This is a genomic window from Armatimonadota bacterium (genome assembly GCA_031459765.1).
Taxonomy (GTDB): Bacteria; Sysuimicrobiota; Sysuimicrobiia; order Sysuimicrobiales; family Kaftiobacteriaceae; genus Kaftiobacterium; species Kaftiobacterium secundum.
Window position 1 is genome coordinate 387,206 of sequence record JAVKHY010000001.1, and the last position, 21,768, is coordinate 408,973.

Sequence of the window (21,768 nt, forward strand, 5' to 3'; positions counted from 1 at the left end):
GCCCCTCCGGGGGAGCCTTGGAGGCAGCCTTCCAGACCGGTGCCCTGACCTCCTGGGGATTTCACGGCCCCCAGGGCAGCGTCGGCATCTCCGGGATCGTATCCGAGAATCCTGGGAGCGTCGGCAGCTCAGGATGGGTGGGAGCGTAAGGGAGCGACGGTTCCCGCCATGTGAGGCGGGGATCGAAGCGGGGAGGGCCGCCTCCGGCCGGCGGTCCATAGATCGGGCCTCGTGGGGGCGCTGGGGCCGGTGCTCCGCCCGGGGGCCCTGGCGGAGAGCCTGCTCCGCCCGCGCCGCCTCCGGGTTGCGCGGACGACCCCCAACAGGCGATCGTCATCATTCCCAGTCCGACCGCGGCCGCCGTCGCTCCGCCCATCGCCATCTCGAGATCTCCGCCTCCTCCGCCGTCCGAGAACGCGCGATCGATCCCGACCTTGGCCACATACAGCCCCGCGGCGAGGATTGCCGCGCCGGCGACCACACATCCCAGTTCCTTGACCCGCTCGGCGTTGACGACCGCGATGGACCGGGTGGACGTGCCGTACTCGGGCGCGGCCTGATGGCCGCCGTCTTCGGTGGCATCCTCGGTCCACCCCGTCCGCTGGTCGACGCTCCACCAGCCGAGCAACGACGTCCAGTCCTTCGGCCGGCCGTCCGGGATGACGGCCACCTGTCCCCGGCCGAGTACATCGGACACGCGGAGCCGTCCGTCGTCCGTGAAGAGCCCGCTCGGGATTTCTGCCGCGGTCTTGACCAGCCGCGCGGGCACCTTCTGCATGGCGGCCGTCTCGAAGAGCGCCCCGACGCTCCCGGAGGCCTGTGCCGTTCCGAGGAGCCATCGCTCGGCGGTGTGGTCCAGGACGCCGCTGGCGAGGTGGTCGTAGAACGGCCCGCGTCGTGTGAACGAGTCGTCCGGAGGCCTCAGCAGGCGGTAGCTCTTGAGCGTCAGGTCCATCGACAGAGAGGCGGCCGCCGGAGAGGCGCGGGGTTGCGCGCGTGCGACGACGATGGAGGGCGAGTCGATGTACCATAGCGGCCGCGGGGTGAGGAAGGACGAGGGGAGGGCTCCGCGGACCGCGTGGTAGGTTGAAGCGATCAGCGCAAGAAGACGGACGACGCCGGTTTCGCTCTGTGGATCGCCGACCTCGGCGGCCATCGCCGAGAGCAGAGCCGGCGGCGTGGAGCCGGTGGCGATGCCGATGCCCAGGAACGCATCGAGGGAGGCGAGGATCACTTGGAGGCCCTCGGCGGAGAGGTCCTTCGGAGCGTTGCCGGACTGCCGCGCGGCCGGGCCGTCGACGTCGAACACGGTATAGGCCGCTGCCCGTTCTCCCGACGGTGTGATGATGCGGAACTTGAGCCACTCTGCGTTGAGCCGATCGCCGCCTCCGCCGAACGGATTCAGCACGGGCGCCCGGGCCGGGCCCACGCCGATGAACACGGGCGACGGGAAAGATTCGCCGGTGAGGCGCGTCTCGCCAACCATTAGCACCGGGATCGACGCGTCGGGCTTGCGCTCGTGGAACATACCGATGGGCACTGCGGCCAGGTCCGCGGCGCGGACGGCGTGTCGAAGTACCGTCCTCACCTCTCGCCTGCCGTCCTGGAGCATCTCGACCTCCACGCTGATCTCGACGACGGGGAAAACAGCCGTGTCGAGCTCGTCTCTCACGAACTCGGCCGGGACGAGGCTGTGGCCGTAGGCAACTCCAGGGGAGGTGTCGAGGTCCAGCCAGCGGCCATCGCGCTCCACCTGCACCCAGACGTGCCGCCTGGCCTCCTCTACCGTCCTCGCCCAGGCGCCGGCATCACCCTCGGGTGGTCCGAACCGCGCCTGGGACAGGGCGTTCCCCAGGAGAAGGAAGTGCTGCAGGGCGCGCCGCGTGATGGTCATCAGGCCGGAGCCGCTCTTGAACGACGGCTCACGGGCCGGGAATGCGGCACGTACGAGCTGTTCCGCCTGGGCCGGCGAGAGTGCTCCCTGAGCGAAGCGGACTCTGTGCCCGGCCGTCCGCAGCATCGCGGCCAGCAGCAGGGCACGATCGAGGGAGTTGCCGGCGCGGGCCAGCAGGGTTCCGCGCGGCCCGCGCACCGCGCCGGCGTATGGCTCATAGCGGATCTCCGCCTGCACGAAGCCGGCCAGCACCGCCGGGTCCGTGCCGATCTTCGCCTGAGCAGCGCGGACATCCAGCCGCGAGTAGTCCAGCGAATCCCGCAGCCGGGCCCGCGTGTCCTCGTAGTCCTTTCTGGCTTTCCCAAGGTCTTGAGGCGACGCGTCCGGGGATGCCGCCGGAGTCGAGTTTGCAGGAGGAGCGGCGGGAACCCCGGGCGAGCCGACAGGGTTCGCCGGACCCCCCGGAAGCGCCGGGGGTTGTCCCGCGGGCGCGGGAGTCTGCGCAGCGGGACCGGCCGGCCGTGGGGTGCTCTGGGGACTGCATCCCTGCGCGATGAGCGCGAGGACGATCAGGAGAGACGCGACCGGCCCGGCCCTCACCGCGGGCCCGCCTTCCGCCGGTCCGCGATCGCCTTGGTCAGCTTGAGCGCAATCGCGCCCCCGGGGACGACCAGGTTCAGCGTCTCCCCGCCGATGTCGAAGAGGACGTCGCGGTTGAGCACCTTCCGCAGCTTCTCGCCGAAGAGGCTGCCCGCGGCGCGGAACTCGCCCGTCAGCGCGTCCACCTCCGCCACGGCGCGCTTGCCCTTGCTCTCCCACCTGTACTCGAAGGCGTAGACCGGCCGGTAGTAGAGATTGAGGGCGGGGACGGCGACGGTCTCCTCGAGGACCTTGTCCGCGGACGGTGGGTGGAGCACGTCGCCCAGGACGCGGCGGATCACATCGGCGGCGCGCACTTCCGGCGGAACGAGGGCGACATCGTGCCCGATCCCGTCTCCCACCGCCTGCGGATCGAACTGCAGGTAACCGCTCAGATCCTTTGCGTCGCTGCTCAACCCGTCCAGGAAGAGCTCGTTCCGCTCCTCGATTAGGCAGTCTTCCTGCCCGGGCAGCACAATCGTTCCGCCGGACGGCGCGTACGCCTGCCCGGCGATCTCGACGGACTGCACCTCTTTGGCGATCGACACGCGATACTGCGCGCGGCGCGCGAATCGAAACCGCTTGTGACCGACGGCGTGCCAGAACGGATGGTATCGGAACTCGGAGAGGCCGATCTGGATCTCTTCGCCCTTCGGGCGGATGAGCAACTTGGAGAGCGTGCCGAAGACGTTGAACTTCTGCTCCAGCACCCGTTCCCGCGCCTGCTCCGGGGTGAGGCGGGTCGGCAGGAGAAAGATGCCCTGGTCCGCGATCGTGACCTCCATCTCCGGGCCTCTGTCTACGGCGCGCGCCGCGCCGCCTGGTCGAGCAGAGCCTTCACACGCTGAGGAGCCACCGGCGCGTTCGACTGGATGGTGACCTCCATGGACAGCGCAAGCCCCCTGCCGATGATGAGGCACCAGGTCTGCTGCACGGTCCCCAGCAGCGGATGCTTCCCGTTTCGGAAGAGCCGGCATTCCGCCCCGGGGAGCCTGACGGTTTCGATCGCCGCGCCATCCTGTCGGGCCAACGCTTCCTTCGGCGGATACCAGAAGGCGGCGAGCTGCGGGAGCGGGGCCGCCGCGCGGGTGGCCCACAGCACGACGCCCACATCAGCCTGACCCGCGCGCAGGACCCAGGCGCAGTGGTCCAACACCTCGCCCTGGAGCGGCGTGCCCTGAGTATCCGTGTCCTCGCCTTCCTGCGCTCCTCGGCTCACTTTCGCGCCGAGCGCGGCCTCGAGATCGGCCGAGGTCAGCAGCGAGCAGGGTTTGTATTTTGTCGCCGCCGTGCTGGGGACGGGCGCCACCAGGGCCACTGCGGCGATCAGCACCATTGCCACGGCAATCCGCATCTTCGTTTCCCCCCTGACATCAGCGCTCTCCGTAGCCTCGATCTGGCCGGCCGTGCTAGTTGGGGAGCCTGGCGTAGACGATCGCAGCCAGCTTGAGCGATGCGTCAATGTTCGACTTGCCTCCCGTCACGGCGCGGAGGTGCACCCACCAGCGGCCCTTTCCGAACTTCACGGTGATCAGTTCCTTCTTGCCGGGGCCGATGCCGACGGGGCCGATCACGTAGTACCCGTTGCTGCCCAAGGACGGCAGGGGCGTGACCTTCCGGTTCTTGTCGAAGAACTCCCGCTGCTGCCGCACGGCGGCGTTTCCATCCTCCACCGGCCCGAACACCAGGACCTCGGCGTAGTTCTCGGGTCCCTTCATGTAGGCACAGGCCTGCGTGGTGAGCGCGGCGACCTCTTGCTGGGCCTTCCGGTACCCTGCTCCCAGCGCGCCGGTCACGTCCTGCGCGGTCAACAACCTGCAGGGATCCGGGCGCGCGGGCTGGGCGGTTCCGACTGCGGCCCGCCAGGCCAGAGCGAGCAGCAGGGTCACACCCACCAACCCCGTGGCGCGGACCACCTTCCTCATGCTCTCGCCTCGCGTCATGGCAGGGGTGATCATCCTTCAGGGGATCACGGCAGTCTCGCCGCCACTTTGCCGGCCAGCGCGGCCACCTGCCGGGCGGTCACAGCGGCCGGCCCCACCACCGTCACCGAGAAGGCCAGGCCCTTGCTCTCCATGAAGCAGCCGGTGCTCGGGCGCGCGGTGGTTTCGCTTGCCGGCGGGACCATGCGCGTGCAGGAGGCGCCCCCGGTCTGCGTGGATTCGACCGTCCAGCCCTGCTGCTTCAGCCTGTCGGCCGCTCCGCGCAGCTGAGCCAGACCGTAGTCCCGCTCCTGGGGCGTCCGGGGTGCCCGGATGATGGCAACGCTGGCCACTCCCCCGGCAAAGACCCAGGTGCAGCTGGACTGGGTCTCGCCGGTATACGGCCCGTTGTTGATGACGACGTCTTGCTCGATCGTGCGGTCGACCTTCGCATGGACTTCTGCCTCCACTTCCCCGGCCGTCAGCTTCGCGCAGGCATTGTACTTGGTGCCGGCCGCGGCCGGCAGAGGCGGAGCCAGAGCGCTCAGGATCAGCGCCAGGACAACCAGATCGGCGGATTTCCCCACGGCGATCACCCTCCCGACTCAGGTCGTGTCCATTTCCGTTCCGGGGGCCCTTTCCATGACCAGCCGCCGCAACTCCCCGTCCCGGAACGAGGCGATCTCGGCGGGGGACAGGGCGTAGCCGGCGACGGCGCCGGCGGGGTCCTCCACCAGACGGGTCCGGAACTCCGCATCCTCTACGGCGCGGGCCAGGACCTCGGCGACGGCTTCCAGACTCACCGCCTCAGGATGCCAGACCGTTCTGCACAAAACCTTTACCAGACGAGCCTCCCGACCGGCCCGACACGGCGGCGGCAGGCTCCAACCGCGCGCCGCGGCGGGAAAAGGTGTATGATGTCGGATCAAAGACCCTGATGGACGAGAGCTCGCCGCTGCTGCCGCTCATCGGCCGCGAGGCCGAAACCGCGGGCATTCGGGACCTGCTGACCCGCCGCACCACCCGTCTGGTCACCGTGGTCGGTCCTCCGGGAGTCGGGAAGACCCGGCTGGCGCAGGCCGCATCCGACGGGCTGGAAGGAACCTTTGCGGAGGGACGCGCCTTCGTCGATCTTGCTCCCGTCGCCGACGCCGCGGGCGTGCTGTCCGCCATTGCCCAGACGCTGCGCCTTCGCGAGGGCGCCGGTTCGACCCCCCTGGACACGCTTCGGGAGCATCTCGCCGAGCGGCGGCTGCTGCTGGTTCTCGACAACTTCGAACACGTCCTGGCCGCGCGTGGGGAAGTGGCCGGACTCCTCGCCGCCTGCCCCGGACTCAGGGTGCTCGTCACCAGCCGCGTCCCGTTGAATGTCCGCTGGGAGCAGCGCTATCCCGTGGCGCCGCTCGCCTGTCCGGACCCGCGCCGCGTCTACGACCCGCAGGACCTGGCGAGCTATCCGGCCGTGGCCCTGTTCGTGGAGCGGGCACGGACGCTGGACCCCGCTTTTGCGCTCGATGCCCGCAACGCGAGGGCGGTGGCCGCGATCTGCGCCCAGCTCGATGGCCTCCCCCTGGCCATCGAACTGGCGGCGGCGCGCGTGAACGTCCTCTCGCCGCAGGCGATTCTGGAGCGGCTGGGCGGGGTGCTCGACCTCCTGACCGAGGCGCCGGGGGACGTGCCCGGCCGCCATCGCACGCTCCGCGCCGCCGTGGAGTGGAGCTACCGGCTGCTCAGCCCCGGAGATCAGCGGCATTTCCGTCAGCTGTCCGTCTTTGCCGGCGGCTTCACGCTTGAGGCGGCCGAGGCCCTCACCGGCGCCGCGCTCGATGCCCTGGTTCCCCTGGCCAACCACAACCTGCTCTCGCGCGACCAGAACCCCGGTGCCGATGGGCGGTTCCGCATCCTGGAGACGGTGCGGGCGTTCGCCGCGGAGGTCCTGGCGGCAAGCGGCGAGGAGGAGGATGCGCGGCGCCGCCATGCGGTGTTCTTCTGCGACCTCGCGGAGCGGGCCGAACCGGAGCTCACCGGATCGCGTCAGGCGGAGTGGCTGTCGCGGCTGGACGCCGATGCGGACAATCTTCTGGCGGCGATGCGGTGGGCCGCCGGGCGGGATCCGTCACGGCTCCTGCGACTCGCCGGATCTCTGGCCCGATACTGGCTGCTGCGCGGCCGGCTGTCCGAAGGTCGCCGGTGGTTGGAGGCCGCCGTCGCCGCATCCGAGGGACGCTCCGAGGCGGACCTGGCGAAAGCCCTCGGCGGCGCGGCGACGCTCATGGTGGAAACGGGGGAATTCGCTCGGGCGGCGGAGGCGGCCGTGCGCAGCCTCGAGATCTGCCGGCGCCTGGGCGATGAGCGAGGCCAGACCCGGGCGCTGAGCGCCCTGGGAAATGCCCGGCTGCGCCAGGCCCGCTACGATGAGGCCCGGGCGATTCATGAGGAGGGCCTGGCACTCTTTCAAAAGATGGGGGACCCGCGGGGGACGGCCCAGGCGCTGAACAATCTGGGGGCGATCGCCCGGCTGCAGGGCGACCTGGACAGCGCCCGGCGGTTCTACGAGGAGAGCCTGCGGCTCAAGCGGGAAGAAGGAAGTCCCTCCCGCGTGGCGCTGGCGTTGAACAACCTCGGCGAGGTGGAACTGGACGCCGCGAATGTCGAACGCGCCGAGCTGACCTTGCGCGAGAGCCTGGAGATCTTCGAGAGTGCCGGGGCCCGTGCGTTCGTGGTCGGCGTGCTGGCCAACCTCGGACGCGCCTCGCGCCTGGCCGACGATCTGGACACCGCCGAGGAGCGCTACCGACGCAGCCTCGTCCTTTCCGAGGAGACGCAGCAGCGCGCCTACGTCAGCGAGTGCCTGGAAGGACTGGCCGCCGTCGCCGTGGAGCGGGGGCATCTCGCCGGAGCGGCCTGGCTGCTGGGCGCGGCGACCGCCCTCCGGGACGCGGCGCAATCCCCGGTGCCCCCGGTGGCCCGGGAGGAGTATGACCGGCTCCTGCAACGGATCCGCTCCGGGGCCGAGTTCGCCGCCGCGTACAGTCGGGGCTACGCGACCCCCGCCGAGGAGATCATCGCGAAGACGCTGTCCGGAGCCGCCGACGCCGGCGCGCCTGCTTCCAATACGCGGGTGGAGATCAACCTGCTCGGCCCGTTCCGGTTCCGCGTGGGCGGCGAAGATGTCTCCGACGGCACGTGGGGACGGCCGCGCGCACTGGCCATCCTCCAGTACCTGCTGCTCCGCCGCCCCCGCCCGGTGCCGGCGGAAGAGCTGGCCGAGGTCTTCTGGCCCGAGGCGCCCTCGGTGGAGCGCACCACCCTCTACGCCACGCTCACGCGTCTGCGAAACGGACTGGAGGCCTCCGGCCTCGGCGCGTCCGCGTTGCGGCGGGAGCGAGGAGGCTACCGGATCGACCTGCCGGCGGGCGCCGTCGTGGACTTCGACGCCTTCAACGCCGCCCTCCGGCCGGGCCCGAGGGAGATGATGGCGGCGGATGCGCTGTCACGCTATGAAGGCGCCCTTCTTCGATACAGCGGAGAGCTGCTCGAGGATGCGCCGTACGCCGGGTGGGCGGCGCTGGAGCGCGACGCGGTGCGCGCCCGCTGGGTCGAGGCCTGCCTGGCCGTGGCCAGCAGCCACAAACGCGCGGGACGGGTGGAGCGGGCTCTGGAGTGGTATCAGCGTGCGCTGAGCCGCGATGCCACGCTGGAGGATGCCCACCGCGGGGCGATGCGCTGCTACGCCGGCCTGGGCCACCGCGATCTGGCGCTGCGCCAGTACGACCGCTGCGTCCGGATCCTGCGGGACGAACTGGACGCGCCGCCCGACGCGGAAACCGTGGCGCTGCGCGACGCGATCGCCCGGCCCGCAGCGCCGTGAGCGGGCATCTTCGTCTCGGATCAGTCCTGGAGTAACACCCGGATGTCGTGGGCGACATCCTCCGCCGGGCCCCCCCAGTTGTAGGACACCCGCAGATAGCCCGTCCGGTCGATGACGTAGATGGCCGGGGGATGGTTGACGACGAGCCGATGGGCGTCGAGCATGTACCGTTCCGGCACGACGCCAAAACTTTTGTACACCCGGAGGCGTTCCGGTTCCGGGCCGGTCAGCCCGATGAAGTCCGGGTGGAACGACGCCAGATACGTCTTCAGCCGCGTCGGAGTGTCCCGCCGCGGATCGACGGTGATGAGCGCGACGCGGACGCGTCGGCGTTCCGGGCCCAGAGCATTGTAGGCGCGCTTCAGCGTGCCCAGCGTCAGCGGGCACAGGTCGAGGCAGGAGGTGAAGCCGAAGGTCAGCACGACCAGGGACCCGCGCTGATCGCGCAGCCGGAAGGGCCGGCCGTGTTGATCGACGAGGGTGAAGTCAATCACCGGCTCAGGCGGCAGGATGGGGAGGCCGCGGAGCATTCCGTGGGGCGCGGCCCGAGCTGCTCCCCCGCCCCACTCCAGCAGGAGCGCGCTCAACAGGACAGCAAGGGGGCCTCGCACCTTCTCAGTGCGCCGGACGCGGGTGGATGACCACCACCCCGTTCCCGCCCCAGGCGTCGGGACCGAGGAAGACGTCGCCGGCTTTCCCGGGAGTGGGGCGGGACAGGTCGATTACGGTCAACACGGGCGCGTACTTGTTCGTGACGTAGGCCAGGAACCCGCCCCCCTGCTTGAATCCATAGGCCACGCCGTGGGCCCCTTTGTAGGCCTTCGCCTCGGCGACCACGCGGATGTTGCTCGGATTGGCCTGGTCCACGGCGATGATGCTCGCCGTGGCCGACCCGGTGTTCGCCACGACCACCCACTTGCCGTCGGGACTGAAGGGTGACTGGATCGGGACCGCGCCGACGCGCACGACCTTGACGACTTTGGGACTGGCCGGAGCGCGCAGGTCCAGGAACACCACCCGCCCCTGCAGCAGTTTGTCCGCCGTGAGCAGGACGGTGGTGGTGGCGGCCAGGCGGCCGGTGCGCGAAACGGAGGCATACAGCGGAAGGTTCGCGCCGAAGGGCTTCCCGTCGGTGTCGGTGACCTTGCTGAGGTCGACGGTCGTGAGCAGCTTCTCGGTGTTCATGTCCACCACGGACATCTTGCCGGAGAGGGCGTTGGCCACGACGAGGATCTTGCCGTCCGGCGAGATCCAGCCGCCGTGAGGGCCCAGGGGGACCTCGATGTATCGGATCGGGATCTGGGCCGCCGGGATCGCCGGATCGACCAGTTTGCTCACATCCAGGACGGCGAGTCGGTCCTGGGCGTTGATCGTCACCACGGCTTTGCCCTGGGGCGTGGTGTGCGTGTGCGCGGGAGACTCGCCGACGCGAATCCGGTTCTTCACCACCCGTCCCGTCCTGGCGTCCAGCACCGTGATGTAGTTGGCGTGCCAGTTCGTCTGGATCACGTAGCGCTCGTCCCAGGAGACCATCAGGTTGTGCGGGTTATCGAAGTCGCCTTCGATGACCCGTTTCACCTTCATCGTCGCTGCGTCCACGACGGTGATCGTGCCGGCGGTCATCTTGCCGGGGCGTGTCTGGAACTGCGTATCGACCCACACCTCCCCGCGCCCGCGCACGCGCGGGGGGGAGAGCGGTCCGGGGGAGGCCGGAGGCCAGGGCTTCATGAACTGCGGGGCGGGGTCGGTGCCGACGGCGATCTGGCCGTCCATGTAAGGGTGGATGGCGCAGACGTAGACGTAGAGCCCGGGCTTGGTGAAGGTGAATCGGACGGTGCCCTTGCGCCCGACGAAGCCCACGGTCTTGGCAGGTTCGTCGAAGCCGGTGAGAAAAGTGATGGTGTGCAGCGTGTGCGCCTCGCTGAAGGACCACACCACTTCCTGCCCGGGTTCGATGCGGAGGGTCTGGGGTGTGAACCATGGGGCCAGCTCCCCGACCGTGACGGCATTGCTCACCGGCGGTGGCGCCTGCCCGGCACCGGGTGTCGACGCCCCCAGGAGTATGAGGGCGACAATGGCGAGCCCTGCCGTCCCTGCCCTCGTCCGCCGCATCGCGGTCCCCCCCCCATCCCCGCCTGTTTCGGCGGGCAGTTCGTCGAAAGTAATGAGGACTCCTTCCGATGGAATGTCACTGAGCCTCGCCCCGGCCTGTCCGGAACTGCTCCCACCGCCGGCGCTGGGTGCCCGCATCCGCCGGTTGGTGGTCGCTGCAATCCACCCGCAGCAACCGGTCGCCGAAGGGGGCGTCGACAAAGGCGCAGTGGTGCGGACGCGCGGGGTTCTTGTGTACGTAGGGGCGGAAGAACCGGCAGGTCACGCAGATCCGGGAGACCGGGATCTCGCCCCGGTCCTGCAGAATACGGATCATACTCACCAGGGCGCGCAGGAAGATAGCCTGTTCATCAGGGTCCAGCGCTTCCACAGCGGGGACAAGGAAATCAGTCCAGTCGCCTATGCGGCGCGCCACCCGGCGACCCTGCGGGGTGACGGTGATCGACCGCACCCGGGCGTCTCGCGGGGACCGGCCCTTACGGAGGAGTTGCTTGCGGACCAGCGCCTCCACGGCGTCGCTGGCCGTCGGTGCCGTCACCCCCAGCCGAGAGGCCACCTCGCCCACGGTCACCCCCTCCGGAGCATTCCCGACCAGGGACAGGATCTGCGCTTGCGTGGGGGTCACGGCCCGGGCTCCGGCTTCCCGCCAGGCATGGATCTTCAGGGCGAGGCCGATCTTGGCCAGTCCGGTGGCGATCCGCCGCTCCACCGGCCCTGAGACTAGGTCAAATGATCTCCGGCGCATCGCTGTTCCTTTCGTCGCCGCGCCCCGGCGCCTCCTGGCGGCTCTTGACAGCCCGGCCCGGCGACGCTAATTTAATTAGGACGCCTAATTAAATTCTTCGCGGAGGTGGACTGTGCGCAAGAGGGTGGTTTTGGCGGCGGTCGTCGTACTGATGGCCGCCGGGGCCTTTGCTCTGACCGGAGCACGCGGGCAGGCGGCCGCGTCGCGGACACGCGAGTACCGGGTGACGATGAAATTCTGGAAGGCGACGGTGGCGGAGGTCCCGACCGTGGCCGTCACCAATCTGCCGGCGGACGCGGTCGCCTATGCCGGCGACACCGTGGTCTTCCGCGTGACCAACGAGAGCCCCATCGCGGAAGGGTTCTCCGTTGACGCCTACGGGGTGAGGGAAGTGCTGGAACCCAAGCAGACTAAGGTCATCCGGATTGCGGGCGTGCGACCGGGAGCCTTCGTTATCTATTGCCAGTTGCACCCCTTCAGCGTCCACTATACCGGGACTTTACTGGTGCTGCCTCGACCGTGATCATGCCGGCGGCGGCCCCGCCCGGGCGGTCGTGGCGTCATCGTGGTGGAGCAGGCCGTACTCGAAGCTGTCCACGAGCGCCAGCCAGCTGGCTTCCACGACGTTCTCCGAGACGCCGACCGTGCCCCAGCTGCGCCGGCCGTCGGACGACTCGATGAGCACGCGCACCCGGGCGGCGGTCGCGGCCTCGGCGTTGAGCACGCGGACCTTGTAGTCGGTGAGCCGGATGGTCCGCAGCGCGGGATAGAACCCTTCCAGCGCCTTGCGCAGGGCGCGGTCCAGCGCGTGCACCGGCCCGTTGCCCTCGGCCGCGGTGTGCTCTTCCACGCCGTTGACCGATAGTTTGACCGTGGCCTCGGCGCGCACCGCGCCGCCCTCGCCGCCAACCACGCGGACGTGGAACCAGCAGAGGTCGAAGAGGGGGCGGTGCACGCCCAGCAGCCGCCGCATGATGAGCGCGAAGCTCGCCTCGGCTCCGTCGAACTGGTAGCCCTCGTGTTCCATGCGTTTCACGCGGGCCAGAATCTCCTTCACTTCCGGCCGCGAGCGGTCCAGCGACAGGCCCATCTCGCCAGCCTTGTAGAGCACGTTGGCCTGTCCGGAGAGATCCGAGACGACGACCCGACGCTCGTTGCCCACGCTGGCCGGGTCGATGTGCTCGTAGGTCCGCGCATCCGCCATCACCGCGCTGACGTGGACGCCCCCCTTATGCGCAAAGGCGTTGCGCCCGACGAAGGGCTGGTAGTCGTCAGGCGCCAGGTTGGCCATCTCGCTGACGAAGCGTGACACCTCGACTAGGCGCGAGAGGGCGTCCGGCCGCAGACACTCGTATCCCAGTTTGAGGCGCAGGTTGGCGACGACGGCGCAGAGGTCGGCGTTGCCGCACCGTTCGCCATAGCCGTTAATGGTGCCCTGGACGTGCTCGGCGCCGGCCTGTACCGCGGTCAGGGTGTTGGCCACCGCGAGCGCGCCGTCGTTGTGGGCGTGAATGCCCACCGGCCCGCCGACCCGCTCCAGGACGGTCCGGATGATGCGCCGAATTTCGTCGGGCAACGTCCCTCCGTTCGTATCGCAGAGCACCAGGACGTCCGCGCCGGCCTGCCGGGCGGCACGCAGCGTCTCTAGCGCGTAGACGGCGTCGTGCCGGTAACCGTCGAAGAAGTGCTCGGCATCGTAGACGACCTCCCGGCCGTGGCGCTTCAGATAGGCGACCGAGTCGGCGATCATGCGCAGATTCTCGTCCCGCGTGGTGCGCAGAGCGACGGTGACATGATGATCCCAGCTCTTGCCGAAGATGGCCACGGCCGGCGCGCCCGACTGGATCAACATCTGGAGGTTCGGATCGTCGTCGGGTCGCGTGTTGGGGCGTCGGGTGCTGCCGAAGGCCGTAATTTTGCAGTGTTGCCACGACAGTTCGCGGGCCCGGGTGAAAAAGGCGAGGTCCTTGGGATTGCTGCCCGGCCACCCGCCTTCCACGTAGTCGACACCCAACTCGTCCAGGCGGAGGGCGATCTTCACTTTATCGTCCGTGGAAAAATTGATACCCGCGCCCTGGGTGCCGTCGCGGAGCGTGGTGTCAAAGACGGTCACACGGTTGCTCATCGGCCTCACCCGGCTCAGAAGAAAACCTGAGGGACAGATTCCGCAAGGAACCTCTCCCTCAGGTTTCTCTCCTGACGGTGTAGCGGCCGCCCTGGACCGCCTGCGCCGCTTGGACCCAACCAGCCCCTTGTGAAAGCTGTGGAACCCTAGGCGCACTTCCCTGCCGGCCCGCCTGGGGGCCGGAACGCTGCCCCGGTTTTCCACGCACTGTACCCAAGCGCCGGCGGGTCTGTCAAGCGCCCGCATTGCCTCAGAATAAATCCGAGCGAGGCCGGGGCCGTTGCCTCATAGAAAACCTGAGGCAACTTCTCGCCACCTTTGGAGGTCCGACCGGCCCCATGACCCCTCTCGCCAAGCGCCAACTGGCCCAGGCCCTGCACCCCCACTACCGCACAGCCCGGCGAGCCGAGAAGACCCAGATCCTGACCGCCTTCGTCAAGGCCACCGGCTACCATCGGACGTACGCCATCACCCTCCTCCGCCACGGGCCACCCCGCCGCCCGGGCGAACGCCGAGGGCGACGGGTCCGGTACGACCGTCCCGTCGTGGAGGCCCTCCACCGCCTCTGGGAGGCTTCCGGCTATCTGTGCAGCAAGCGCTTGCGCCCGTTCCTGGCGCCCTGGCTCGAGGCCCTGCGGCGGTGCGGCGAACTTACCTCCCCCCGGCGGTCGAAGCCGCGCTGCTGCGGATGAGTGCCGCCACCATCGACCGGAAGCTCGCCCCCTATCGACGGCAGCTCAAACCCCGAGGCCTCACGACCACCCGCCCGGGACGTCTGCTCAAGCCGCACGTCCCGGTACGCACCTTCACCCCCTGGGACGAGCGCCACCCCGGCTTCACCGAACTGGACCTGGTCGCCCACTGCGGCGAGGCGACGCACGGCGAGTACCTCCACAGCCTCTCGCTGGTGGACGTCGCTACCGCGTGGTTCGAGCCCCGCGCAGTGGTCAACCGCAGCCAACGTTGGGTCTTTGAGGCGCTCACCATCATCCGCGATCGGCTCCCCTTCCCCCTCCTGGGCATCGATGCCGACAATGACAGCGCCTTCATCAACACCAACCTCCTCGCCTACTGTCGCGCCCCGCGCCTCACGTTCACCCGCTCCCGGGAGTATTGCAAGAACGACCAGGCCCACGTGGAAGAACGCAATGGGGCAGTGATCCGCCGCCTCATCGGCTACGAACGGTACGAGGGGGAGCAGGCTGCTGCCGCGCTCAATGCCGTCTACGATGTGCTGCGACTCTGGATCAACTTCTTCCAACCGACCATGCGCCTTGTCGCCAAGGAGCGTGTGGGGGCCAAGGTGATCAGGCGCTACGATCAGGCCCGGACCCCTTACCAGCGCGTCCTGGAGGCCCCGGAGGTCTCGCCCTCCGCCACGCAGGCCCTCCGGGCTCTCTACCAAACCCTCAACCCCGTCCAGGTGCGCCGGGAGCTTGAGCGGCACCTGGCGACTCTGTGGCGCCACGGCCTTCACTCAGGAGGGTCCGTGAGGCAACGGGCCCCGGAAACTCAGGTTTCCCGATGAGTCAACACGGAACACGAAGCCGGGCACGGAAGGCCTGAGTCTGGCGGGCCCGGAGGGAATCGAACCCCCGACCAGAGGCTTAGGAGTCCCCTGCTCTATCCACTGAGCTACGGGCCCGCACCTTCAGATTATACGCTACAGACGTGGGTTTCCGCGCGGCTCCCCTCACCCAGGGGCTTCCTCTCGGACCCGCTGCTGTAGCCTAACTGTAGCCGATCTTGGAAGGAGGAGAATGAAGAGCAACGAGGGGAGGGTGCATAAGGCCGAGCGGATGCCGGCGTGGCCTCCGCTGACTGGGTCTGGCCCGCAGGCGGAGCCTCTCATGCCCACTTGCCGGGGACGATACCCTCACCGCCCGATGGGCGGCATCGGCCGGAGCCGGTGAGGTGAAATGATAAGATAATGAAATTAATGAATCAGGTTGGGGCGGGAGGCAGGTTTCGGCGGCACGGTCCGAGGGCTCAGCACCCGCACCGGTGGAGCGGGTTTCTTTGGGGTAGCAATTGAGGACGTCGAGAATACTTGCCTTGGGCCAGCACAGAGAAGGAAGGGAGATGGGAGTGCGCCTGCGGGCGGGCGGCAATGAGTTCTCGCGGAGGTGAGGAGGCGGAGCCATGAAGACGTTGCGCTGGTGGGCGATCCGCTGGTTTGCTAGCGTCCTGGCCCTGTATCTAGTCGGCGCCGCGGGGCTGGTGGCGGCGCAGCAGGCGGCCGAGTACAAGGTGGGGGTGGTCACCTCGCTGTCCGGCGAGCTGGCCTTCGGCGGCAACGTGACCAAGCGCGGCTACGACCTCTGGGCGGAAACCCTGAACAAGGCAGGCGGCATCCTGATCGGCGGCAAACCCTACAAGGTCAGGCTGATCTACGCCGATGACCAGAGCACGCCGGCTACCGCCGCCGTGGCCGGAGAACGGCTGATCACCCAGGAGAAGGTGGACTTCATCCTAGGCCCCTACGCCAGCGGCACAACCCTGGCCCTGGCACCCATCACCGAGAAGTACCGCGTTCCACACATCACCGGATCGGCGGAGTCCCCGCTCATCTGGAAGGGGAAGTTCAAGTACACCTTCGGGACCATCCCCACGGTGACCATCATCGCCCAGGCGTCCATCCAGACCCTGGCGCAAGACGTGTCCCCCAAGCCGCAGACCATTGCCATTCTGGGGATCGACGATGCCTTCTCCAAGTTCGCCGCCGAGGCGTTCCGCACCGCCGCCCAGAAGTTTGGCATCAAGGTGCTGCGCTTCGACATCGTGCCGGAGGGCAGCGACTACACGCCGGCGGTGAGCGCGGCCAAGGCGCTGACCCCGGACATCTTCGCGATGGGATCGCACGAGAAGGCGGCCATTGAGATGATCAAGGCCGCCAAGGAGCTCAAGTTCAACCCCAAGGCGTTCGTGCAGCACTACGGGATGACTACCCCCGACTTCCGCAAGGGGCTGGGCAAGGACGCCGAGTACGTCTTCGGTACCTCGGTATGGACCCCCAACCTAAACTACCAGGCGAAGATCCTCTTCAAGACTCCGCAGGAGTACGCCGCTGCGTTCAAGGCCCGCTTCGGCAGCGATCCGGACTACACCGAGGCGGCCTCTACCGCAGCGGGCATCGCCTTCCAGGAGGCGCTGCGGGCCATTAACGCCGCGCCGCCACTGACGCAGGCGCAGAAGGACGCGCTGATCGGAGCCCTGGAGCGGCTGGACCTGATGACCTTCTACGGGCCGATCAAGTTCGCCACTTCCGGGGACTACTACCATGACAACGCGGGGCTGCAGCCCATTGCCCTGCAGTACCAGGGCGGCGTGATCGTGGAGGTCGGCCCGGGCAAGCTGCGCCTGAAGGCCCCCAAATATCCCACGCCCAGCTGGGACAAGCGCTAAGTCAGGAGGCCGGGGACGGCGACCCCGTCCCCGGCCGCTCGGCAGCATGTCCAGGAATTCCTGCGCAGACCGACCGGGGCTCCCAGAAATTCGCGGGCGCGAATTCTCAGGGTGCGCTGGCTGTCGACGGCGAGGTGCAGGACTTCGGACGGTCCAGCGTGCGCAACTGCGAGACCCATGGCGGTGGAAGCAGCGGACTGGCTCGCAGGCCAAGGCAGGTGCTGTATGCGTTGGACCAGCAGCAGACGGCCAAAGGGCGTGAGCTTGCTGTGTGGGTGAGCCATGACTGCCTCCCCGGGCGAACCTGTGCATTCCGTCCCAGAACCAGCGTCAAGAGGCAGTCTTATGTCAACAACCTAGTTAGGCAGTCCGGCTAGCCGTGGAGCTGTTCCTACAGACCCTTATTGACGGCGGCCTCATCGGCGGGCTGATCATCGTCGTCGGCGTGGGCTTCTCCCTCTGTTTCGGTGTCATGCACATCGTGGACTTCGCCGTGGGGGAGTGGGTCATGCTGGGCGCGTATGCGGCCTACTGGCTGGTGCGTTACCTCAGGCAGGACCCCATGGTCTACCTGCCCCTGATCTTCGCCTTGTTCTTTGCCGCTGGCTGGCTGGTCTACCCGTTGATCTACCGGGCGGTTAGCGGGCGACGGCATCACCCGGCGCTGATGGGCCTAGTCTTCACCTTTGGGCTCTCCACCCTGATCAAGGGGGGCGCCCTCTCCGCCTGGGGCTACCATGTGCGCTCGGTGAGCACCTGGCTCTCCGGACAGAGCGTCACCCTGGGGGTGACCACGTTCCCGGCGCTGCGCTTGGCCGGCTTCGTCTTCGGCGTCCTGGCCACTGTGCTATTTATGGTCTTCCTCTACGGCACCCGTCTGGGCGTCTCCATCCGGGCCACCGCCCAGGACCGGGAGACGGCGGCGCTCCTGGGTGTAGACGTGCGACGGGTCGGCGCCCTGGTCTACGGCACCTATGCGGGATTGACCGGGATGACGGGGGTGCTCATCGGCGCGCTTTTTTCCATCCACGCGGCCATGGGGGCGAAGTACGTTATCTTCGCCTTCTTCGTGGTGGTGCTGGCCGGGATGGGCTACGTTCCCGGGGTGATCGTGGCCGGCCTCCTCCTGGGCCTGATTCAGTCCTTCGTGGGCGTCTACATCAGCGGCCGCTACACCCTCCTTGCCCTCTTCCTCCTCATGTACCTGAGCCTGCTGGTTGCGCCGCGGGGCATCCTCCGCCGCGGGTTGTGATGTGACCACGCCAGCCATCGAGGTCCGGTCACCTGCCCGCAGCGCCGCTCCCCGCTGGACGCTGGGAATCCTCCTGGGGACCGCACTGCTCCTCTTGCCCTTTGCCGTCTCTTCTTTCTGGATCCGTATCGCCACCGAGGTCCTGCTGTGGGCGGGGCTGGCCCAGAGCTGGAACATCATCGGCGGCTACACCGGCTATCTCAGCTTCGGCCACGGCGCCTTCTTCGGCCTAGGCGCCTACATCACCGGGATCGGCATGACCGTCCTGGGATGGTCCTTCCCCGCCGGTCTGGTGGTCTCCGGGGTGCTGGCTGCCGCCCTGGCTGCGGCCATCGGCTATCCCACCCTGCGGCTGCGCGGAGCGTACTTCGCCATCGCCACCTGGGCCTTCGGGGAGATGCTGCGGCAGGTGGCCACGGTGCTGGACATCACCGGAGGAGCGTTTGGCATGCGCCTGCCGGCGTTGCTCAACCTGCCGTTCTTCTACTACGTCACCCTGGGGACAAGCGCCCTGGTCTACGTGACCACCTACCTGCTTCTAGAGCGCTCGCCCTTCGGCTACAAACTGCTGGCCATTCGGGAGCACGAGGAGGCCGCCGAGATGGTAGGGGTCAACACGGTGGCGGTGAAGATCAATGCCTTCGCCCTGAGCGCGTTCTTCCCCGGGGTGCTGGGAGGCATCTACGCCTACTGGCTGACCTACATCCACCCGGACAGCGTCCTAGGCGGGATTATTACTGACCTGATGGTGGTCATGGTCTTCCTGGGGGGAATGGGCACCTTCTGGGGGCCGCTGCTGGGCGCCTTCCTGGTGCAGCTGGTCAGCCGTAGCCTCTGGCTCGTCTGGGGCGAGAGCACCCTCTACCTGGTGATCATCGGCGCGGCCATCTGCATCGTCGTCCTGTTCATGCCGGGGGGGATCGTCGGCCTGCTGGAGGGTCGGCGCACGCCTCTGCTGGCCCCCCACGCGGCTTGGCGCTGGTGGCGGGAGCGGATGAGGTGGTGATCGCCGGTGCTAGAGACGGAGGATCTAACCAAGCGCTTCGGCGGCCTCCTGGCCCTGGACGGCCTCTCCCTCACCGTCCCCGCGGGGGCCATCATCGGCTTGATCGGCCCCAACGGCAGCGGCAAGACCACCTTTTTTAACCTGGTTACCGGGATCTACCCGCCGGACCGCGGCTTCGTGCGCTTCCGGGGTCAGGTCATCACCGGCCTCCGCCCGCACCGCATCGCCCGCCTGGGCATCGGCCGGACTTTCCAGATTCCCGCCCCGTTTGTCAAGATGACCGTCCTGGACAACGTGGCGGTGGGCGCCCTGATCCATGCGAGGACCATGGCCGCAGCCCGGCGCGCCGCCACGGAGATCCTGGAATTCGTCGGGCTGGCGGAGAAGGCCCGGGAGCTAGTCAGCCAGGTGACCCTGGAGGACCGGAAACGCCTGGAGCTGGCGCGCGCCCTGGCCACACGGCCGGAGCTGCTGCTGCTGGATGAGGTTATGGCCGGGCTGAACCCCGCAGAGGTGCGGGCGGCGGTGGAGCTGATTAGGGCCATTCGCGCCCGTGGGATTACCATTGTGGTGGTGGAGCACGTGATGGACGCCATCCTGTCCCTGTGCGAGCGCATCGTGGTGCTGGATGAGGGACGAAAGATCGCCGAGGACATTCCAGAGCGGATCGTCACCGACGAGGCGGTCATCCGCGCCTACCTCGGGGAGCGGCGTCATGCTCCGCGTTGAGGGCATAACCGTAGCCTACGACCAGGTGGCCGCGCTGCGTGAGGCCTCGTTGCTGGTCTCTCCGGGGGAGATTGTCTCCATCATCGGCGCCAACGGCGCGGGGAAGACCACGCTGCTGCGCACCGTCTCAGGGCTGCTCCACCCCCTGGCCGGCAGCATTCACTTCGAGGCCAAGCGCATCGACCGCATGGAACCGCACCAGATCGCCCGCCTGGGCATCGGGCACGTGCCCGAGGGACGGCGCATCTTCCCCTACCTCAGCGTGCAGGAGAACCTATGGATGGGCGGGCTACAGATCAGAGATCGGAGCCAGATCCAGGCCCGCCTGGAGGAGGTATTTGACCTCTTTCCCGTGCTGGCGGAGCGTCGCCGCCAGGCGGGCGGGACGCTCTCCGGCGGGGAGCAGCAGATGCTGGCCGTCGGTCGGGCGCTGATGGCCAACCCCAAACTGTTGTTGCTAGACGAGCCGTCCCTTGGGCTGGGCCCCAAGGTGGTGGACACGGTTTTCGACGCAATCGTCAGGCTCCACGAGCAGAAGCGCACCGTGCTCCTCGTCGAGCAGAATGCCTACCTCTCATTGGAGGTCGCGGACCGCGCCTATGTTCTGGAGACCGGACGCGTTGTCCTGGAGGGAAGAGCGGCGGAGCTATTCGACCATCCCCACGTCAGACGCGCCTACCTGGGTCGCTGACGTCTCCGCGGCCGTCCCTCGGAGAAGGGAGGAGAGCATGCCTCGCACCAGAGTTGCCCTGCCCGGGCCCCGGGCCCAGGAGCTCTTGCGCCTGCGCGAACAATACGTCCCCCGCGGGGTGGCCACCACAGTCCCCACATTCGTCGCCTGGGCGGAGGGGGCCCGCCTGCGGGACGTGGATGGTAACGAGTTCATCGACTTCGCTGCCGGCATCAGCGTGGTCAACGTGGGGCACCGCCCCGCGCCAGTGGTGGAGGCTGTGCGCGACCAGACGGACCGCTTCCTGCACACCTGCGCCCACGTGGCCATGTACGAACTGTATCTGCGCTTAGCAGAACGCTTGGCCACGATCACGCCCGGTGGCTGGGCGAAGAAGGTCCTCCTGGTGAACAGCGGCGCTGAGGCGGTGGAGAACGCCGTAAAGATAGCCCGCGCGGCCACAGGGCGCCGCGCCCTGGTCTGCTTCGAGTATGCCTTCCACGGGCGGACACTGCTGGCCCTCAGCCTGACCAGCAAGATCAAGCCCTACAAATTCGGCTTCGGCCCCTTCGCTCCCGAGATCTACCGGGCGCCGTACTCCTACCCGTACCGTTGCCCGCGGGGCGGAGATCCTGGTGACTGCCCCATCTGCACCGGTCAGGCCTTGGAGGCCTTCCTGAAGACGCACGTCGACGCGGAGGATGTGGCCGCGGTCATCGTGGAACCGGTGGCCGGTGAGGGCGGCTTCGTCGTGCCGCACCCGCGATTCCTGCCCACCGTGGCGGAGGTCTGCCGCCGTCACGGGATCCTCCTCATCGCGGATGAGATCCAGACAGGCTTCGGCCGCACGGGAAGCCTCTTTGCCGTAGAGCACGCCGGCGTGGCTCCCGATCTGCTGGTCCTCTCCAAATCTCTGGCCGCCGGTCTACCTCTGGCGGCGGTGGTGGGACGGGCGGAGGTGATGGATGCTCCGGTGGTGGGAGGCCTGGGAGGGACGTTTGGCGGCAACCCCGTAAGCTGTGCGGCGGCGCTGGCCGTGCTCGACCTGGTGACCGATCCCGCATTCCTGGAGCGGGCCGGCCGGGTGGGTGCCGCCGTCCAGGCCCGCCTGCGCCAGATGGCCGAACGTTACCCGCTGGTGGGAGAGGCTCGGGGCCTGGGAGCCATGGCGGCGCTGGAGCTGGTGCGGGACCGGAGCACCAGGGAGCCCGCGGTCGAGGAGACGACAGCGGTGCTGCGCGGCTGCCACCAGCGCGGCCTGTTCATCCTCAAGGCCGGTGTCTACGACAATGTGGTCCGCCTGCTGCCCCCGCTGACCATCAGCGACGAGGAGCTGGAGACCGGCCTGCAGATTCTGGAAGAAGCACTGGCGGCTGCGGCCGCCTGAATGAAGCCACG

20 protein-coding genes and 1 tRNA gene are annotated in these 21,768 nt (G+C 68.4%); 10 read left to right on the forward strand and 11 right to left on the reverse strand.

What is annotated here, in order from left to right; genetic code table 11:
- Positions 1–61: 61 nt before the first annotated feature.
- From QN141_01865 to QN141_01890, 6 genes are all read right to left on the reverse strand, one after another.
- Positions 62–2,146, reverse strand: coding sequence for a transglutaminase domain-containing protein (locus QN141_01865; GenBank protein MDR7557217.1), 2,085 nt, complete (start codon positions 2,144–2,146; stop codon positions 62–64).
- 344 nt (positions 2,147–2,490) lie between these two features.
- The gene (locus QN141_01870) at positions 2,491–3,318 is read right to left on the reverse strand and encodes a hypothetical protein (protein MDR7557218.1); all 828 of its coding nucleotides are present in this window, start codon (positions 3,316–3,318) and stop codon (positions 2,491–2,493) included.
- A gap of 14 nt (positions 3,319–3,332) precedes the next feature.
- Positions 3,333–3,887 (reverse strand): hypothetical protein, encoded by a 555-nt coding sequence (locus QN141_01875; protein ID MDR7557219.1) that lies wholly within the window; start codon positions 3,885–3,887, stop codon positions 3,333–3,335.
- Positions 3,888–3,942: 55 nt separating this feature from the next.
- Complete coding sequence (locus QN141_01880; protein ID MDR7557220.1) at positions 3,943–4,458, reverse strand: hypothetical protein; 516 nt, start codon at positions 4,456–4,458, stop codon at positions 3,943–3,945.
- 44 nt (positions 4,459–4,502) lie between these two features.
- Complete coding sequence (locus QN141_01885) at positions 4,503–5,042, reverse strand: hypothetical protein (protein MDR7557221.1); 540 nt, start codon at positions 5,040–5,042, stop codon at positions 4,503–4,505.
- Between the two features lie 18 nt (positions 5,043–5,060).
- Positions 5,061–5,258, reverse strand: coding sequence for an Os1348 family NHLP clan protein (locus QN141_01890; protein ID MDR7557222.1), 198 nt, complete (start codon positions 5,256–5,258; stop codon positions 5,061–5,063).
- Between the two features lie 134 nt (positions 5,259–5,392).
- Between QN141_01890 and QN141_01895 the strand changes: the two genes are divergently transcribed.
- Positions 5,393–8,326 carry a tetratricopeptide repeat protein gene (locus QN141_01895; GenBank protein ID MDR7557223.1) on the forward strand — a complete coding sequence of 978 codons (2,934 nt, stop codon included), beginning with the start codon at positions 5,393–5,395 and terminating at the stop codon, positions 8,324–8,326.
- Positions 8,327–8,346: 20 nt separating this feature from the next.
- Here the strand turns inward: QN141_01895 and QN141_01900 are convergent, their stop codons facing one another.
- From QN141_01900 to QN141_01910, 3 genes are all read right to left on the reverse strand, one after another.
- Positions 8,347–8,937 carry an SCO family protein gene (locus QN141_01900; GenBank protein ID MDR7557224.1) on the reverse strand — a complete coding sequence of 197 codons (591 nt, stop codon included), beginning with the start codon at positions 8,935–8,937 and terminating at the stop codon, positions 8,347–8,349.
- Between the two features lie 4 nt (positions 8,938–8,941).
- Positions 8,942–10,342: a cytochrome D1 domain-containing protein gene (locus QN141_01905; GenBank protein ID MDR7557225.1), complete on the reverse strand. Its 1,401-nt coding sequence runs from the start codon at positions 10,340–10,342 to the stop codon at positions 8,942–8,944.
- Positions 10,343–10,514: 172 nt separating this feature from the next.
- Positions 10,515–11,183, reverse strand: a complete 669-nt coding sequence (locus QN141_01910; GenBank protein MDR7557226.1) for a MarR family winged helix-turn-helix transcriptional regulator — start codon at positions 11,181–11,183, stop codon at positions 10,515–10,517.
- A gap of 112 nt (positions 11,184–11,295) precedes the next feature.
- Between QN141_01910 and QN141_01915 the strand changes: the two genes are divergently transcribed.
- Positions 11,296–11,706 (forward strand): cupredoxin domain-containing protein, encoded by a 411-nt coding sequence (locus tag QN141_01915; protein ID MDR7557227.1) that lies wholly within the window; start codon positions 11,296–11,298, stop codon positions 11,704–11,706.
- On the opposite strand, the gene cimA is transcribed toward QN141_01915, so the two are convergent.
- Positions 11,707–13,308: a citramalate synthase gene (gene cimA / locus QN141_01920; protein ID MDR7557228.1), complete on the reverse strand. Its 1,602-nt coding sequence runs from the start codon at positions 13,306–13,308 to the stop codon at positions 11,707–11,709. It abuts the gene before it with no gap.
- A 338-nt stretch (positions 13,309–13,646) separates the two neighbouring features.
- Here cimA and QN141_01925 point away from each other — a divergent pair, with 338 nt between their 5' ends.
- Positions 13,647–14,000, forward strand: a complete 354-nt coding sequence (locus tag QN141_01925) for a hypothetical protein (protein MDR7557229.1) — start codon at positions 13,647–13,649, stop codon at positions 13,998–14,000.
- Positions 13,949–14,836, forward strand: a complete 888-nt coding sequence (locus QN141_01930; protein ID MDR7557230.1) for a hypothetical protein — start codon at positions 13,949–13,951, stop codon at positions 14,834–14,836. The genes QN141_01925 and QN141_01930 overlap by 52 nt, the downstream gene beginning before the upstream one ends.
- A gap of 41 nt (positions 14,837–14,877) precedes the next feature.
- Here QN141_01930 and QN141_01935 read toward each other — a convergent pair.
- A tRNA-Arg gene (locus QN141_01935) sits at positions 14,878–14,953 on the reverse strand.
- Positions 14,954–15,450: 497 nt separating this feature from the next.
- Here QN141_01935 and QN141_01940 point away from each other — a divergent pair.
- From QN141_01940 to gabT, 6 genes are all read left to right on the forward strand, one after another.
- Positions 15,451–16,713 (forward strand): amino acid ABC transporter substrate-binding protein, encoded by a 1,263-nt coding sequence (locus QN141_01940; GenBank protein MDR7557231.1) that lies wholly within the window; start codon positions 15,451–15,453, stop codon positions 16,711–16,713.
- A 379-nt stretch (positions 16,714–17,092) separates the two neighbouring features.
- Complete coding sequence (locus tag QN141_01945) at positions 17,093–17,965, forward strand: branched-chain amino acid ABC transporter permease (GenBank protein ID MDR7557232.1); 873 nt, start codon at positions 17,093–17,095, stop codon at positions 17,963–17,965.
- A gap of 1 nt (position 17,966) precedes the next feature.
- On the forward strand, positions 17,967–18,971 hold the full coding sequence (locus QN141_01950; GenBank protein ID MDR7557233.1) for a branched-chain amino acid ABC transporter permease: 1,005 nt from the start codon (positions 17,967–17,969) through the stop codon (positions 18,969–18,971).
- Positions 18,972–18,977: 6 nt separating this feature from the next.
- On the forward strand, positions 18,978–19,700 hold the full coding sequence (locus QN141_01955; GenBank protein MDR7557234.1) for an ABC transporter ATP-binding protein: 723 nt from the start codon (positions 18,978–18,980) through the stop codon (positions 19,698–19,700).
- Positions 19,687–20,391, forward strand: coding sequence for an ABC transporter ATP-binding protein (locus QN141_01960; GenBank protein MDR7557235.1), 705 nt, complete (start codon positions 19,687–19,689; stop codon positions 20,389–20,391). Before QN141_01955 ends, QN141_01960 begins: the two co-directional genes overlap by 14 nt.
- A 37-nt stretch (positions 20,392–20,428) precedes the next feature.
- Entirely contained in the window at positions 20,429–21,757 is a 1,329-nt protein-coding gene (gabT, locus tag QN141_01965; protein ID MDR7557236.1) for a 4-aminobutyrate--2-oxoglutarate transaminase, read from the forward strand.
- The last annotated feature ends 11 nt before the right edge of the window (positions 21,758–21,768 follow it).

What these genes read in the sequence shown, in the direction of transcription:
- QN141_01870 (MDR7557218.1), bottom strand. Translation starts at nt 3,318, where the DNA reads ATGGAGGTCACGATCGCGGACCAGGGCATCTTTCTCCTGCCGACCCGC.
- QN141_01875 (MDR7557219.1), bottom strand. Translation starts at nt 3,887, where the DNA reads ATGCGGATTGCCGTGGCAATGGTGCTGATCGCCGCAGTGGCCCTGGTG.
- QN141_01880 (MDR7557220.1), bottom strand. Translation starts at nt 4,458, where the DNA reads ATGAGGAAGGTGGTCCGCGCCACGGGGTTGGTGGGTGTGACCCTGCTG.
- QN141_01895 (MDR7557223.1), top strand. Translation starts at nt 5,393, where the DNA reads ATGGACGAGAGCTCGCCGCTGCTGCCGCTCATCGGCCGCGAGGCCGAA.
- QN141_01910 (MDR7557226.1), bottom strand. Translation starts at nt 11,183, where the DNA reads ATGCGCCGGAGATCATTTGACCTAGTCTCAGGGCCGGTGGAGCGGCGG.
- cimA (MDR7557228.1), bottom strand. Translation starts at nt 13,308, where the DNA reads ATGAGCAACCGTGTGACCGTCTTTGACACCACGCTCCGCGACGGCACC.
- QN141_01925 (MDR7557229.1), top strand. Translation starts at nt 13,647, where the DNA reads ATGACCCCTCTCGCCAAGCGCCAACTGGCCCAGGCCCTGCACCCCCAC.
- QN141_01940 (MDR7557231.1), top strand. Translation starts at nt 15,451, where the DNA reads ATGAAGACGTTGCGCTGGTGGGCGATCCGCTGGTTTGCTAGCGTCCTG.
- QN141_01960 (MDR7557235.1), top strand. Translation starts at nt 19,687, where the DNA reads ATGCTCCGCGTTGAGGGCATAACCGTAGCCTACGACCAGGTGGCCGCG.
- gabT (MDR7557236.1), top strand. Translation starts at nt 20,429, where the DNA reads ATGCCTCGCACCAGAGTTGCCCTGCCCGGGCCCCGGGCCCAGGAGCTC.